Here is a 13,192-nt window from a genome sequence, read left to right as displayed (position 1 = left end):
CGTCAGCTCCCTGTCGGACGGACCAGGCCGGCGGCGGTCCGCAGCAGAATGCAGACGTCCTGCCAGAGCGACCAGTGGTCGATGTAGTGGTTGTCGAACCGGCAGCGGTCCTCGATCGAGGTGTCGCCGCGCAGCCCGTGCACCTGGGCGAGCCCGGTCAGCCCGACCGGCATCCGGTGCCGGGCCGCGTAGCCGGCGTGGATCCGGCTGAACTGCGCGACAAAATACGGCCGTTCGGGGCGTGGGCCGACCAGGCTCATGTCCCCGCGCAACACGTTCCACAGCTGCGGCAGCTCGTCCAACGAGCTGCGCCGCAGGAAGTTGCCCACCGCGCTCATCCGGGCGTCGTTGGCGACGCTCCACTTGGTCGCGGATTCGGTCTCGTCGGCGGGCCGCAGCGTACGGAACTTCAGCAGCGTGAACAGCCGGCCGTGCTGGCCGACCCGCTCCTGCCGGAACAGCACGCCCGGACCGTCCGAGAGCCGTACCGCGAGCGCGCACAGCATCAGCACCGGTGCGGCGACGGCCAGCGCGGGCCCGGCGACCGCCAGGTCGAGCAGCCGCTTCGCGGACCGGCCGCGCCGCTCGCCGAGCGGCGTCGTGCGGCGGCAGGCGTAGCCCCACAGGTGCTCGCCCATGGGCGTGTCCCCGGAGCCGGCGCCGACCTGCCAGGTGGCGCAGCCGTAGTGCTGGAACAGGGTCACGAGCGCGGGGTCGTCGGCGAGGAACACCGCCTCGCGAACGCTGTTCTGGATGACCGCGCGGTGGATCTCCTCAGCGGTCGTCAGGACCGGCAGGGCGGGCAGGTCGGCTGCGGGCGGCATCCCGTCCTCGCGCAGGCCGACCACGCCGACCGGCCGGATCCCGTACTCCGGGCGCTGCCCGAGCGAGGCGGCGAACCGCTGTGCCTCGCCGCCCGGTCCGACGACGAGCGCGGAGCGCGGCCGGGCCGCGGCGACGCGCCGCGTCCGCCCGTGCACGGCGGCGCGGCCGGCCGTCACCACCACGAGGTGGATCGCGTACGCGGTGAGCAGCGCGGCCGGGCCGATGGCGCGGGTCGGTTCGAGCACGGCGAGCGCGGCGGCCGCGGCGCACCAGGCGGCGGCGGCCCGGGCGGCCAGCGCGGGCAGTTCGTCGAGCACGGCGGCCGGCGCGCCGCCGGGCCGGTGCAGCCCGGCCTGCGCGTCGAGGAGCAGGACGCCGACGACGAGCGGGACGAGCAGCGGCGGCGCGTGGTGGGCGGCGGGCAGCAGTGCGACGGCGCACAGGATGGCCAGGCAGTCCACGGCCATCAGCGGCCCGGCGGCGAACCGGGCGGGCAAGGTCCGCCGGCGCGGTGGCAACGCGAGCCGGTCCGAGGAGCCGCGCGGCGGCGCGACGGACGGGCGGCCCGCGGTGGACAGGGGGCCGGACGAGGAAGGAACGCTGGTGCTTTCCGTGGTCACTGGAAGATCGGCTCTCCGCGCTGGGTGCACCGCACGGCGGTGAGCTCGCGGTAGACGTCCGCGATGGCCGCACCGGTGCGCCGCACATCGAAAGTGCTGAGTACGTGCTCGCGGGCCTCGCGGCCCAGGGTGTGCCGCGGTTCCGGCCGGCCGAGCAGGCGGCCGACGGCGGCGGCGAGAGCGGCCGGGTCCTCGGGCGGGACCAGGCAGTGGGACGCGTGGCCGGGCGGCAGGCCCTCGCGGGCTCCGTCCACGTCGGTGACGACGACCGGCCGGCCGGCCGCCATGGCCTCCAGCGGGGCGAGCGCCATGCCCTCCCAGCGGGACGGCAGGACGACGAGATCGGCCTCGCGGTACCAGGGGGCGGTGTCGTCGACGGCGCCGGTGAACCGCACCGACGCGGGTGCGGCGGCGCGCAGCCGCTGCTCGTCCGGGCCGTCGCCGACCAGGACCAGCCTGGCGCCGGGCACTTGGTCGAGCACGGCGGGCCAGGCGCGCAGCAGGACGTCCTGGCCCTTCTGGCGGCACAGCCGGCCGACGCACACGACGGTCGGGGCCCGGCCGGCCGGGTCGGGGGAGTCCTGTGCCGCGGCGAACCGCGCGACGTCGACGCCGTTGCGGACCACCGACCAGGAGACCGCCCGCACTCCGGCCCGTTCGCCGGTGAGGCGCTCGGCCTCGCTGACGCAGACGACGCGGTGCGCCCAGCGGGCGCCGTACCGCTCCCAGCGCCGGGCGAGCGCGGCCATGGAGCCGTCCACGGCCTCGAACGACCAGGCGTGCGGCTGGTACACGGTCGGGATCCGGCCGCGTACGGCGAGTCGTCCGCACAGCCCGGCCTTGGCGCTGTGCGCGTGGACGAGATCGGGTGCGGCGGTACGGATCAGCCGGGCCAAGTCCCGGGTCTCGCGGACGAGTCGGGGGCCGGGCTGGCGGCCGGCCCGCCAGTCGTACGGGACGGCTCCGTGCTCGCGCACGGCGGCGGCGAGCGGGGTGCCGGGCGGGCAGGCGACGGCGACGCGCATCCCGCGGCCGAGCTGGTCGGCGACCAGGTCCGTCACGACGCGGGCGACTCCGCCGTCACCGGGCTGGACCAGGTGCAGGACGGACAGCGGGAACGAGTCGGAAGACTCGCTGGATGGCGGCATGTCAGGGCCCGACATCCGCCTGGACAGCAAGAACCCCTGAATTGTGCATATCGGTTCTCCGCTTGGACGAGTGAAGGTCTCCGGAGCGCTTCAGAAGAGGACCGGAGGGTGGCAGGTATAACCCCAACGCCGGGCGATAGTAAGCATTAGATGCTCCTAAACGCTAACTTCCGTATCCTTTCGGCAGGTTCCTCGTTGAAAGGGTTGCGCCTTTCTCCGGCCACCTTCGGATCTGGTCCTTCCTTTGGCCCAAAGATCTGCTGAACGTCACCCGTTCGGGAGAGCAACCGATGAATAGGGGCCGCGTTGTTGATGGAGTCGGGCGATTCCGTCCGCACCGAAAGCACAATCGAGGAGCGCTTCTCCATGTCCCGTATCGCGAAGGCTGTAGTCCTGTCCGTCGGTGTCGCCGCGTCCGTCGCGGGAGCCACCGGTGTCGCCGCCGCCGACGCCGGCGCGCACGGTGCCGCGGTGCACTCCCCGGGCGTCCTGTCCGGCAACGTCGTCCAGGTCCCGGTCCACATCCCGATCAACCTGTGCGGCAACACCGTCAGCGTCATCGGCGCCCTGAACCCCACGTTCGGCAACGCCTGCGTCAACGCCTGACCCCACGCGACGGCGCGGCTCGGGCCGTGCGCGGATCGCGGCCGGTGCGCCGCCGCTCCCTCGCCGGGAGGGCGGCGCACCGGCCTTTTGGCGCCCCGGTCCGACGCCCCGGCACTCGTTCGGCGGCGCGGGGATGCGCCGTCCGAAGGAACCGGTGGGCCCGGAAGACACCAGGTCAGGGCGGGGAATTCACCCGGAAGCCACGAGTCGCGCCGTGTGGTCGAGCGGTTGCGGAGCGCAGTCGGGCCGTTTCAGGGTGAGGGGGAAGTTGTCCGACGCATACGGAAAAGGAACACACATGCGTCCCCAGGTATCGAGCCGCGCCACCGCGATCGCGATATGCGCCGCTCTCACCCTCGGCACGGCGGGACCCGCCTTCGCCGAAACGTCCCCGGCCTCCCGTACGGAGGCCACCGCTGAATCCACCGCCGCCCGCGCGCCGCTCCCCAACGCCGCCGCGCTGCTCGCCCAGACGAAGGCACTGGGCGACATGGGCGGCGTTCTCGCGCCGGTCACCGAACTCCTCACCGACGTGCTCAAGGCGGACGACGGCCAGCTCCCGGCCGCCGATGCCGCGGCGCTCGCCGCGAAGATCAAGGCCGCCATCGCCGCGGCCAAGCCGCCGGTGCCCACCCCCGCGGCCCCCGGGGCAGCCGCCGTCAGCCCGTCGGCGATCCGCGCCGCCGCGCCCGCCGCCGCGGACCTGAAGGCCGACGCCCTCGCGACCGTCGAGGAGGCCGTCGCCGCACTGCTCGCCGCCGTCACCGCCGGTGATCCGGCCGGTGTCGTTCCGCAGGTCACCGCGACGCTCACCTCGCTGGTCAACCTGGTCGTGGCCACCGTCCTGGGAAGTGGCCTGCCCGCGCCGAACCTGCCCGGCCTCCCCGCGCTGCCGACCCTCCCGGTCGACCCGCCGGTGGAACTCCCGGTCGACCCGCCGGTCACCGTGCCGACCTCGTAGCAGTCGTCGCGCCCGTTCCGTGCCGGCCCGGAATTCCCGGGCCGGCACGGCCGTGTCCGGCGGCGCATCAGTGTGATGAAAAGACCGGTATTCATCGATCGAGTGCAAGGTCGAGAATTCGCTCCCCTCGGAGTTTCCGGTGCGAGCAGGGCTCGTTACAGAAAGCGGAACGACGTGCAGGAATCGGCCAAGAGGCCTGTACGCCATGTGACTTGCTCGCAGAGGGAAGGACCTCTTTCATGAAGCCCACCAAGGTTGCCGCGGTCGTCGCCGGATCCGTGATGGCCCTCGGTGCCGCCGCACCTGCCATGGCCGCCGGGCCGGCCGCGGCGCCCGCCGGTCTGAACAACGCGCTCGGCGCGCTCACCAGCAGCCAGCCGCTCAAGACGGACGCGCTGAGCAGCACCACCGACGGCTCCGCGCTCAAGACCGTCACCGACACCGCGGACACGGTCAACGAGACCACGCAGTCGGCCCCGCTGCTCGGCGGTCTCCCACTCCCCAAGTAGGCGCAGTCCGCCGGTGGTTCACCCAGGGCGCACCGGTCGTCGCATGCGCGGTCAGGGTCTGCTCAGGACGGGCGTGTTCCGTCCGAGCAGACCCTGCGCGCGTATTCGGACGGCCGTTCCACCGAGCCCGTCAATCGGGCGTGCCGCGCTCACCGGCAAGGGTCGTCGCGTTGCTGCAACCGGGCGAACTTCGCGACGACGCGGTCAAGGGCCTCGTTCTTGACCACACAGCACCCACCCCCACCACAAGCTCCCGAAGGGCGTGCGCAGTGATGAACCTGCGAAATCGAGCCGGCATGGGAATCCTCATGTCCTGCCTGGCCTCCGCCGCCATGGCGTCGACCGCCTCCTCCGCCGTGGCCACCGAGGCTCCCGTGACCCTGCCGCTGCAGGGCCTGGAGACCGCGGTGCCGGCGCTGGACGCGCCGACCGTCCACAGCGGTGTGCCGCTGCCCGTACCGGGTGCGCCCGCCGGTCTGCACGAGGGCGCCGGCGGCGGTCTGCCGGACGCCGGCCTGCCGCGCGTCCCGATCGCGAGCTCCGTGCCGCAGACCCTCGTCGACGCCCCGCTGCCCGAGCTCCTGGACGGCAGCGAGTCCGGCGACGCGCAGCTGACGACGCCGGGTTCGGACGTGCAGACCGCCACCCCGGGCGCCGTCGTCGGCACCCCGGTCAGCACCCCCGCCGGCTCGGGCCCGTTCGGACTGCCCGGGCTGCCCGGCCTCTCCGTGCCCGAGGCCGGCGTCCTCACGCCCTCGGTCACCGGGGCGCTCGACCCCACGCTCGGCATCCAGCCCCCGGGGCTCTGACGGATCGTTCTTGTATGACGGATGGAGGGGTCGTGAAGACACGATTCTTCCCCGCCACCCCAAGGGCTTCCGCTCGTTGCGACAGGAGGCTTGTCGCATGGCCGCGGCCCGCGGGTCCGGTGTTCGTCCCGTCGTATCCGACGACGGGCGGGCGCCGGCCCGCGGGCCATTCCCGTGATGCGGAAAGGCGGCCCCGTGGGCCCGGTGTGCTCGTACGGAATTCGCACGAAGAAATCGCACGGGGGGAGCGTCGGGCGAATGATCTGGGCCGGCTGACGTAATACCCCGTTACCCCTTCCGCGTCACGGCGTTGAACGGCTGTGACGGCCGTGGTTCTCGCGGTCGCGTTCAAATGTCCAAGGAGTTCTTGATGTCTCGCATCGCGAAGGCTGCAGCTGTTCTCGCCGGCACGGGTGCCGTTGCCCTCAGCGGAGCCGGCATGGCCGTCGCCGACTCGGGCGCCGAGGCCATTGCCGCCCACTCGCCCGGTGTCGGCTCCGGCAACGTCGTTCAGGTCCCGGTCCACATCCCGATCAACCTGTGCGGCAACACCGTCAACGTCATCGGTCTGATCAACCCGGCGTTCGGCAACCAGTGCGCCAACATCGACGGTGGCGACAACGGCGACGGCGGCTACGGCAGCTGATCGCCGGCCTCGATGCCGAGAGCGGCCCCCCGGTCCTTCGACCGGGGGGCCGCTCTCTGTCTCCGGGCCGCTCTAGGCGTACCGGTAGATGTGCGAGACGTCGAGCATGTCCGCCGGGGTGACCCGCCACGGGTCCATCGGCTCGTGCAGCGCCGCCACCCGCCCGTGCTGGAGGTCGCCGGGCGGCAGCGGCTCGGCCGGCCGGTAGCCGGACCGCGGATGCCGTCGCATCCAGCGCGACCACAGCAAGTCGACGAACGCGTGGTGCAGCCAGAAGACCGGGTCGTTCACCGACGCACCGCCCAGCATCATCCCGCCGACCCAGCGGTGCACCCGGTTGTGGTTGCGCCAGCGGGCGTTGCCCACCCCCGGCGCCCAGCCCTCCAGCAGATTGCGGAAGCCGGAGCCGCTCGTCGAGTTCCACGGGGAGACGTCGTACACCGGGTCCCGCATCGCGCGCTCCAGATCCGCGGGCGTCGGCAGCGCCAGCGGCTCGCGAGGCCGGCCGAGGTCCCGGGTCAGGAACCGGATCTCCGTCATGGCCACCGCGATCGGCCACCGGCCGCCGGAGTACGCGAACGGGCCGGTCGTCACCTGGAGGTCCGCGCGCCGCCCGTTGCCGCCCATGAAGTCGGCGCCCCACAGCGACGAGGTCGTGCTGTTGTCCCGGGTCCAGTCCCAGTACGGGACGGTCACCGAAGGGTCGATCCGGCGCAGCGCCCGCTCGAAGTCGAGCAGGAAGCGGCGGTGCCAGGGCAGGAAGGTCGGCGTGCCGTGGGCGAGCCGGAGACCGCCCTCGCCGTCCGCCCGGTAGAAGTCGATGTGCCTGCGGACGAAGTCGTCGTACGTCCCGCGGCGCTTGAGTTCGAGGACCGCGGCGACGAACCGGCGCCGTTCGGCCGCCGTCAGGTCGCGCTGGTTCTTACGCACGTACGCCACGCGGGCTCCCTCCCGGATGGCCGCCGTGGGCGGCGGCGAGCGGGGTCAGCGGCGCGGACCCCAGTTCGTCGACGGCCGCGCGGGTCGCGGCCAGCGGGGTCGGACAGGACCGGTAGTGGTCCAGGGGGGTCAGGTAGCCGCCGTCGGCGCAGCGCATGACGTGCAGCGGGCGGCCGTCGACGCGGACTCGGACGGTGCCCGCGGCGGCCGGCTCGCCCTGGATGCGGCGGCCCCGGTACACCTCGTCGAAGCGCGTGCCGGCGGCGCGCGGCAACTCGTCGGCGCGGGGCCCCGGGGCGCGCGGTGCCGTGACGGGTCCGTCCTTCTCCGCGGTGGCGATACGGGCGAGGGCGCCGCCCGTGAAGGCGGTGACGGCCACCGCGAACAGAGTCCGCAGGGCGTAGCGGCGCGGGACGCTCATGAGTGATCTCTCCTGGCCGAAAGGGCGAATTGCCATCTGGGTAGAACGAATGAGAAAGCCTTCGGTCACGGGCGAAACGCGGGGTCGGGTGAATGTCTGCCGGACGGGTGACACGGGCTCGGGACATTCCCCCGAGGGCCACTAGCATCCGGCTTCATGACCTCACCGAACGCGATTTCCCAGGCGCGCAGCGCCAATCCGCTGGGAACGCTCACCGTCATTCCCTGGACCATCGGTCCGACCCCGCAGAACAACATCACCGCATTTCTGATGGTGTATTCGCTCGGCGACGGCCGGGACGGCCCCGAGGCCGGCGAGATCGCGATGCGGCAGGCCCTGGAGAGCATGGGGCTGCAGGTCGGCGGCGAGATCGCCGACGGCGCACAGGCCGCCCTCGGGGTCCACCTGCTCGTCGAGGCGCAGCGGGCGGTGCTCAGCCTGCCGTTCATGAAGGTGCAGTGCCCGGTGCCGGCGGAGTGGGAGGCCGCCGCACACCAGAACGGCCAGGTCGTGCTCATCTGCGCGACGACGCCGTGGCCGGACGCGCGGCCCGGCGAGACGGTGACCGAGGCGAAGCTCAAGACCTTCGTCGCCGACGAGCGGGTCGTGCGGAACGCGGCGCACCTGCTGATGCCGGTGCGGCGGATCCAGGGCTGACCCGCGAGGGCCGACACGTGAGGGGCGACGCCATGGCGACGGTGGGTGTACGGGACGGGGTGCCGGGTCAGCGGCACCGGCGGGAGAAGGCCGAGGAGCCGGACGCGCGGATCGGCGCGAGCCGGGCGTTCGGCTGGATGCTGGTGGTCACCGGTGCGGCGGGGGTGCTCGCGGGCTGGGTGATCACGCTCGACAAGTTCCTCCTCCTGGAGGACCCGAACTTCACGCCGGGCTGCAGCCTCAACCCGGTCGTCTCCTGCGGCAGCGTCATGAAGAGCGAGCAAGCGGCGGTGTTCGGCTTCCCGAACCCGATGCTGGGGCTCGTCACGTACGGGATGGTGGTCGCCATCGGCGCCGGGCTGCTCGCCGGGGCCCGCTACCGGCCCTGGTTCTGGCTCGGGCTGAACGCCGGCACGTTGTTCGGCGTCGGGTTCTGCACCTGGCTGATGTACCAGTCGCTGTACGAGATCAACGCGCTGTGCCTGTGGTGCTGCCTGGCCTGGACCGCGACGGCCGTCATGTTCTGGTACGTCACCTCGCTCAACGTCCGCACGGGCGTGCTGCCGGCGCCCGCCGGAGTGCGCGGCTTCTGCGAGGAGTTCACCTTCGCCCTGCCGGTGCTGCACCTGGGCGTCATCGGCATGCTGATCCTGACCCGATGGTGGGACTTCTGGACGAGCTGACGTGACGCGCCCCGGGGCGTCGTCCGCCCGGCCGCGAGTGGCACTGGTCGTGCTGCTCGCGGCCTTGTGGTGTGCTCTCGTCCAGCACCGCGGGATCGCCCCCGACGACCGGGACAGCGGGCGGTGGGCCGCCTCGCTGCCGCCGCTGACCACGCCGTCCGGGTTCTTCACCGGCTCGGACGCGGCCGGTGTGGCGCGGATCGGCGAGGCGCAGCGGTGGCTCGGGGGAGGGGCCCCGCTGACCGTCGGGCACACGTACCTGCCCGGCGACCTGTGGTCCAACATCGAGGGCCACCCGGCCCTGTTCGGGCCGTGGGCGCGCTGGAAGGCGGAGCGGCCGGGGCGGATGTTCGTGCTGAACGTGCCGATGCTGGAGCGCAACGAGGCGGGGCTCGCCGACGGAGAGGTCCGGGCCCAGCTGCGGCGCGGCGCGGCCGGCGCGTTCGACGGGCACTTCCGGACGCTGGGGGAGCGGCTGGTCGCGCACGGCCTCGGCGACGCGGTCCTGGTCCTCGGCTGGGAGATGAACGGCACCACGTACAGCCACCGCTGCGCGCCGGACCCGGCGGCCTGGCGGGCGTACTGGCGGCGGCTCGTCGGCGTGCTGCGCGCGACGCCGGGCGAGCGGTTCCGGTTCGACTTCACGGCCAGCCGGGGGCGGGACGCGATCCCGTGGCCGGAGTGCTATCCGGGGGACGCGTACGTCGACATCATCGGCATGGACGCCTACGACCAGCCGGAGGGCCTCGGCTTCGCCGGGCAGGTCGCGGAGGAGTACGGGCTCGCGCACCATGTGCGGTTCGCAGCGGCGCACGGCAAGCCGGTGTCGTACCCGGAGTGGGGGCTGTTCCGGAACGGGGACGACCCGGCGTACGTGTGGGGGATGCTCGACTGGTTCGCCCGGCACCGGCCGGTGTACCAGACCCTCACGGACTACTGCCCGCACGGGGTGTGGCAGTGCCCGGACAACCCGCTGTCGGGCCGGGTCGTCAGGGGTGTGCTCGGAGCGCCGGCCCGGCCTTGAGGGTGTCGACGGCGCGGCCGAGCAGCGGGACGAGATCGCGGGGGTCGCGCCCGTGCTCGGCCCAGTAGACGGTCGCCTCGCGCAGCGCGCCGAGGACGGCCGCGCAGAAGACCCGTACCTCCAGGTCGTCGGCGTCCCGGCCGGTCCGGTCGGCGATCGCGCCGGCCAGCCGCTGGGCGGTCTCGGCGGTGGTCTCGGTGAGCCGGGCCCGTACGGCGGGGATCTCGACCATGAGCCGGGCCCGCAGCAGGACGGCCTCGGGCTCCGCCGCCAGGGTCGCGCGCACCGCGTCGGTCACCACCGCGCGCAGCGACTCCAGCGGGTCCTCGCCGGCCGGGCGGGCGCGCAGCCGGGCCTCCAGGAGCTCGTCGCCCTCGTCGCTGAGGAGGATGTCCTCCTTCACCGGGAAGTAGCGGGCGACGGTGCTCGGCGAGACGTCCGCGGCGGCGGCGATCTGCTCGGTGGTCGTCGCCTCCCACGGCTGCTCGGCGACGAGCGCGAGCGCGGCGCGGCGGATCGCGGCGCGGGTCTTGAGCTTCTTGCGTTCGCGCAGGCTGAGCGGGGACGAGGGGTCGGCGGCCATGGCCGTCATTGTGCGGGTCAGGCGTGCTGGTAGGCCACCAGCGAGATGCCGACGTAGTGGACGACGAAGGCGGCCAGGGTGAAGGAGTGGAAGACCTCGTGGAAGCCGAACCAGCGCGGGGAGGGGTTGGGCCGCTTCATGCCGTAGATGACGCCGCCGGCGCTGTAGAGCACGCCGCCGACGATCACCAGGACGAGCACGGCGATGCCGCCGGCCCGCATGAAGTCGGGCAGGAAGAAGACCGCGGCCCAGCCCATCGCCAGGTAGCAGGGCGTGTACAGCCAGCGAGGGGCGCCGACCCAGAAGACCCGGAACGCGATGCCGGCCACGGCCGCCGCCCAGACCGCCCACAGGAGGGGCCGGCCGGTGGAATCGGGGAGCAGGAGCAGCGTCAGCGGGGTATAGGTGCCCGCGATGATCAGAAAGATATTGGCGTGGTCGAGACGGCGGAGCACGGCTTCGCCGCGCGGGCCCCAGTTGCCCCGGTGGTAGAGCGCGCTGATGCCGAAGAGCAGGCAGGCGGTGAGGACGTAGATCCCGCAGGCGATCCGGGCCCGCGGCGAGTCGGAGAGCGCGACCAGGGCGAGTCCGGCGACGATCACGGCGGGGAACATCCCGGCGTGCAGCCAGCCCCGCAGCCGTGGCTTCAGCGGCACCGGTAGGGCCTGCTCCATCTGGGTCTCCTCCGGCACGGCTGCAGTCATGCGCCGAATGCTACCCACGCGTCCTTATGCTCCGGGCCGGAGTGGTGATGCTCACGTGTGCACCCCTCTGGACATATGGGCACGCGCGTCGGATACGATCAAATGAGTGTGGTCGGCACCGGATGAGCAGCTACGACGCATCCGGGTCGCAGCCCCCACGGGGCAGACATCTAAAAACCCCTCACCAAGGAGCAATCGTGGCGCGCGACAACGCGGCTCCCACCACCGTCCCCACCCAGCACCAGGAACTGGTCTCCTGGGTGAACGAGATCGCGGCGATCACCCAGCCGGACGACATCGTCTGGTGTGACGGGTCCGAGGCCGAGTACGAGCGCCTGTGTGAGGAGCTCGTCGCCAAGGGGACCTTCAAGAAGCTCGACGCGACCCTGCGCCCGAACTCCTACTACGCCGCCTCCGACCCCACCGACGTCGCGCGCGTCGAGGACCGGACCTTCATCTGCTCCGAGAAGGAGGAGGACGCGGGCCCGACCAACCACTGGAAGGCCCCGGCGGAGATGAAGGACATCTTCGCAGGTGAGAAGGGCATCTTCCGCGGCTCCATGAAGGGCCGCACCATGTACGTCGTGCCCTTCTGCATGGGCCCGGTCGGCTCCCCGCTCTCCGCCATCGGCGTCGAGATCACCGACTCCGCGTACGTCGCCGTCTCCATGCGCACCATGACCCGCATGGGCCAGGCCGTCCTCGACGAGCTCGGCACCGACGGGTTCTTCGTCAAGGCCGTGCACACCCTGGGCGCCCCGCTCGCCGAGGGCGAGGCGGACGTGCCGTGGCCGTGCAACTCCACGAAGTACATCTCCCACTTCCCGGAGACCCGCGAGATCTGGTCGTACGGCTCCGGCTACGGCGGCAACGCCCTGCTCGGCAAGAAGTGCTACGCCCTGCGCATCGCCTCCGTCATGGCGCGCGACGAGGGCTGGCTCGCCGAGCACATGCTGATCCTCAAGCTGACCCCGCCGCAGGGCGAGGCCAAGTACGTCGCCGCGGCCTTCCCGTCCGCCTGCGGCAAGACCAACCTGGCCATGCTCGAGCCGACGATCCCCGGCTGGACCGTCGAGACCATCGGTGACGACATCGCCTGGATGCGGTTCGGCGAGGACGGCCGGCTGTACGCGATCAACCCCGAGGCCGGCTTCTTCGGCGTCGCGCCCGGCACCGGCGAGCACACCAACGCCAACGCCATGAAGACCCTGTGGGGCAACTCCGTCTTCACGAACGTCGCGCTCACCGACGACGGCGACGTGTGGTGGGAGGGCATGACCGAGGAGGCGCCCAAGCACCTCACGGACTGGAAGGGCAACGACTGGACCCCGGAGTCCGAGACCCCGGCGGCCCACCCGAACGCCCGCTTCACCGTCCCGGCCGCGCAGTGCCCGACGATCGCCCCCGAGTGGGAGGACACCAAGGGCGTCCCGATCTCGGCGATCCTCTTCGGTGGCCGCCGCGCCTCCGCCGTTCCGCTGGTGACCGAGTCCTTCGACTGGAACCACGGCGTCTTCCTCGGCGCGAACGTCGCCTCCGAGAAGACCGCCGCCGCCGAGGGCAAGGTCGGCGAGCTGCGCCGCGACCCGTTCGCCATGCTGCCGTTCTGCGGCTACAACATGGGCGACTACATGGCCCACTGGATCAAGGTCGGCGCGTCCGCGGACGCCACGAAGCTGCCGAAGATCTACTACGTGAACTGGTTCCGCAAGAACGACGCCGGCAAGTTCGTCTGGCCGGGCTTCGGCGAGAACAGCCGCGTCCTGAAGTGGATCGTGGAGCGCCTGGAGGGCAAGGCCGAGGGCGTCGAGACCCCGATCGGCATCCTGCCGAGCGCGGAGGCCCTCGACACCGACGGCCTGGACCTTCCGGCGGAGGACCTGGAGTTCCTGCTCAAGGTCGACCGCGACGTCTGGCGCGAGGAGGCCGCCCTGGTCCCCGAGCACCTCAACACCTTCGGCGACCACACGCCGAAGGAGCTGTGGGACCAGTACAACGCCCTCGTGGAGCGCCTGGGCTAGTCCCCCCATGACTCGTGCCGGGTTGCCCCGAACACC

General features: G+C 72.3%; 15 protein-coding genes. 9 read left to right on the top strand and 6 right to left on the bottom strand.

The window, feature by feature from the left end:
• Window positions 1–2 precede the first annotated feature (2 nt).
• Together R2D22_RS13730 and R2D22_RS13725 are read right to left on the bottom strand one after the other, a co-directional pair.
• Window positions 3–1,445, bottom strand: a complete 1,443-nt coding sequence (locus tag R2D22_RS13730) for a sugar transferase (protein ID WP_318103440.1) — start codon at window positions 1,443–1,445, stop codon at window positions 3–5.
• Window positions 1,442–2,608, bottom strand: a complete 1,167-nt coding sequence (locus R2D22_RS13725) for a glycosyltransferase (RefSeq protein ID WP_411977019.1) — start codon at window positions 2,606–2,608, stop codon at window positions 1,442–1,444. Before R2D22_RS13725 ends, R2D22_RS13730 begins: the two co-directional genes overlap by 4 nt.
• Window positions 2,609–2,959: 351 nt before the next feature.
• Between R2D22_RS13725 and R2D22_RS13720 the strand changes: the two genes are divergently transcribed.
• The 5 genes from R2D22_RS13720 (at window position 2,960) to R2D22_RS13700 (ending at window position 6,124) form a co-directional block, all read left to right on the top strand.
• The gene (locus tag R2D22_RS13720) at window positions 2,960–3,199 is read left to right on the top strand and encodes a chaplin (protein WP_318103438.1); all 240 of its coding nucleotides are present in this window, start codon (window positions 2,960–2,962) and stop codon (window positions 3,197–3,199) included.
• A gap of 298 nt (window positions 3,200–3,497) precedes the next feature.
• Window positions 3,498–4,160, top strand: coding sequence for a hypothetical protein (locus R2D22_RS13715; RefSeq protein ID WP_318103437.1), 663 nt, complete (start codon window positions 3,498–3,500; stop codon window positions 4,158–4,160).
• Between the two features lie 239 nt (window positions 4,161–4,399).
• Entirely contained in the window at window positions 4,400–4,669 is a 270-nt protein-coding gene (locus R2D22_RS13710) for a hypothetical protein (RefSeq protein WP_318103436.1), read from the top strand.
• Between the two features lie 296 nt (window positions 4,670–4,965).
• On the top strand, window positions 4,966–5,478 hold the full coding sequence (locus R2D22_RS13705; protein WP_318103435.1) for a hypothetical protein: 513 nt from the start codon (window positions 4,966–4,968) through the stop codon (window positions 5,476–5,478).
• Window positions 5,479–5,848: 370 nt separating this feature from the next.
• Window positions 5,849–6,124: a chaplin gene (locus tag R2D22_RS13700; protein WP_318103434.1), complete on the top strand. Its 276-nt coding sequence runs from the start codon at window positions 5,849–5,851 to the stop codon at window positions 6,122–6,124.
• A 72-nt stretch (window positions 6,125–6,196) separates the two neighbouring features.
• Here R2D22_RS13700 and R2D22_RS13695 read toward each other — a convergent pair whose 3' ends face one another.
• Entirely contained in the window at window positions 6,197–7,063 is an 867-nt protein-coding gene (locus tag R2D22_RS13695) for a tyrosinase family protein (RefSeq protein ID WP_318103432.1), read from the bottom strand.
• Window positions 7,047–7,484, bottom strand: coding sequence for a tyrosinase family oxidase copper chaperone (locus tag R2D22_RS13690; protein ID WP_318103431.1), 438 nt, complete (start codon window positions 7,482–7,484; stop codon window positions 7,047–7,049). The genes R2D22_RS13695 and R2D22_RS13690 overlap by 17 nt, the downstream gene beginning before the upstream one ends.
• A gap of 156 nt (window positions 7,485–7,640) precedes the next feature.
• Here R2D22_RS13690 and R2D22_RS13685 point away from each other — a divergent pair, with 156 nt between their 5' ends.
• The 3 genes from R2D22_RS13685 to R2D22_RS13675 are packed head-to-tail and all read left to right on the top strand — an operon-like array spanning window position 7,641 to window position 9,848.
• Complete coding sequence (locus tag R2D22_RS13685; RefSeq protein ID WP_318103430.1) at window positions 7,641–8,141, top strand: DUF5949 family protein; 501 nt, start codon at window positions 7,641–7,643, stop codon at window positions 8,139–8,141.
• 32 nt (window positions 8,142–8,173) lie between these two features.
• Entirely contained in the window at window positions 8,174–8,824 is a 651-nt protein-coding gene (locus R2D22_RS13680) for a vitamin K epoxide reductase family protein (protein ID WP_318103429.1), read from the top strand.
• A 1-nt stretch (window position 8,825) separates the two neighbouring features.
• A complete protein-coding gene (locus R2D22_RS13675; RefSeq protein WP_318103428.1) occupies window positions 8,826–9,848 on the top strand; it encodes a glycoside hydrolase family 26 protein in 1,023 nt (340 codons plus the stop codon).
• Here R2D22_RS13675 and R2D22_RS13670 read toward each other — a convergent pair.
• Together R2D22_RS13670 and trhA are read right to left on the bottom strand one after the other, a co-directional pair.
• Window positions 9,814–10,440 (bottom strand): acyl-CoA-like ligand-binding transcription factor, encoded by a 627-nt coding sequence (locus R2D22_RS13670; RefSeq protein ID WP_411977018.1) that lies wholly within the window; start codon window positions 10,438–10,440, stop codon window positions 9,814–9,816. The two genes, R2D22_RS13675 and R2D22_RS13670, sit on opposite strands and share 35 nt — an antisense overlap.
• A gap of 8 nt (window positions 10,441–10,448) precedes the next feature.
• Entirely contained in the window at window positions 10,449–11,135 is a 687-nt protein-coding gene (gene trhA, locus R2D22_RS13665; protein ID WP_318103426.1) for a PAQR family membrane homeostasis protein TrhA, read from the bottom strand.
• 197 nt (window positions 11,136–11,332) lie between these two features.
• Between trhA and R2D22_RS13660 the strand changes: the two genes are divergently transcribed.
• Window positions 11,333–13,156 (top strand): phosphoenolpyruvate carboxykinase (GTP), encoded by a 1,824-nt coding sequence (locus R2D22_RS13660; protein ID WP_318103425.1) that lies wholly within the window; start codon window positions 11,333–11,335, stop codon window positions 13,154–13,156.
• The last annotated feature ends 36 nt before the right edge of the window (window positions 13,157–13,192 follow it).

The organism is Streptomyces sp. HUAS YS2 (assembly GCF_033343995.1).
Taxonomy (GTDB): domain Bacteria; phylum Actinomycetota; class Actinomycetes; order Streptomycetales; family Streptomycetaceae; genus Streptomyces; species Streptomyces solicathayae.
Note: the sequence above shows the minus strand (reverse complement) of the source record. Positions and strands in the feature narration are given on the sequence as shown.

Bases quoted from the DNA above. Each gene is read 5' to 3' on its own strand.
- R2D22_RS13725 (WP_411977019.1), bottom strand. From the start codon at position 2,608: ATGTCGGGCCCTGACATGCCGCCATCCAGCGAGTCTTCCGACTCGTTC.
- R2D22_RS13720 (WP_318103438.1), top strand. From the start codon at position 2,960: ATGTCCCGTATCGCGAAGGCTGTAGTCCTGTCCGTCGGTGTCGCCGCG.
- R2D22_RS13715 (WP_318103437.1), top strand. From the start codon at position 3,498: ATGCGTCCCCAGGTATCGAGCCGCGCCACCGCGATCGCGATATGCGCC.
- R2D22_RS13710 (WP_318103436.1), top strand. From the start codon at position 4,400: ATGAAGCCCACCAAGGTTGCCGCGGTCGTCGCCGGATCCGTGATGGCC.
- R2D22_RS13705 (WP_318103435.1), top strand. From the start codon at position 4,966: ATGGGAATCCTCATGTCCTGCCTGGCCTCCGCCGCCATGGCGTCGACC.
- R2D22_RS13700 (WP_318103434.1), top strand. From the start codon at position 5,849: ATGTCTCGCATCGCGAAGGCTGCAGCTGTTCTCGCCGGCACGGGTGCC.
- R2D22_RS13690 (WP_318103431.1), bottom strand. From the start codon at position 7,484: ATGAGCGTCCCGCGCCGCTACGCCCTGCGGACTCTGTTCGCGGTGGCC.
- R2D22_RS13685 (WP_318103430.1), top strand. From the start codon at position 7,641: ATGACCTCACCGAACGCGATTTCCCAGGCGCGCAGCGCCAATCCGCTG.
- R2D22_RS13680 (WP_318103429.1), top strand. From the start codon at position 8,174: ATGGCGACGGTGGGTGTACGGGACGGGGTGCCGGGTCAGCGGCACCGG.
- R2D22_RS13670 (WP_411977018.1), bottom strand. From the start codon at position 10,440: ATGACGGCCATGGCCGCCGACCCCTCGTCCCCGCTCAGCCTGCGCGAA.
- trhA (WP_318103426.1), bottom strand. From the start codon at position 11,135: ATGACTGCAGCCGTGCCGGAGGAGACCCAGATGGAGCAGGCCCTACCG.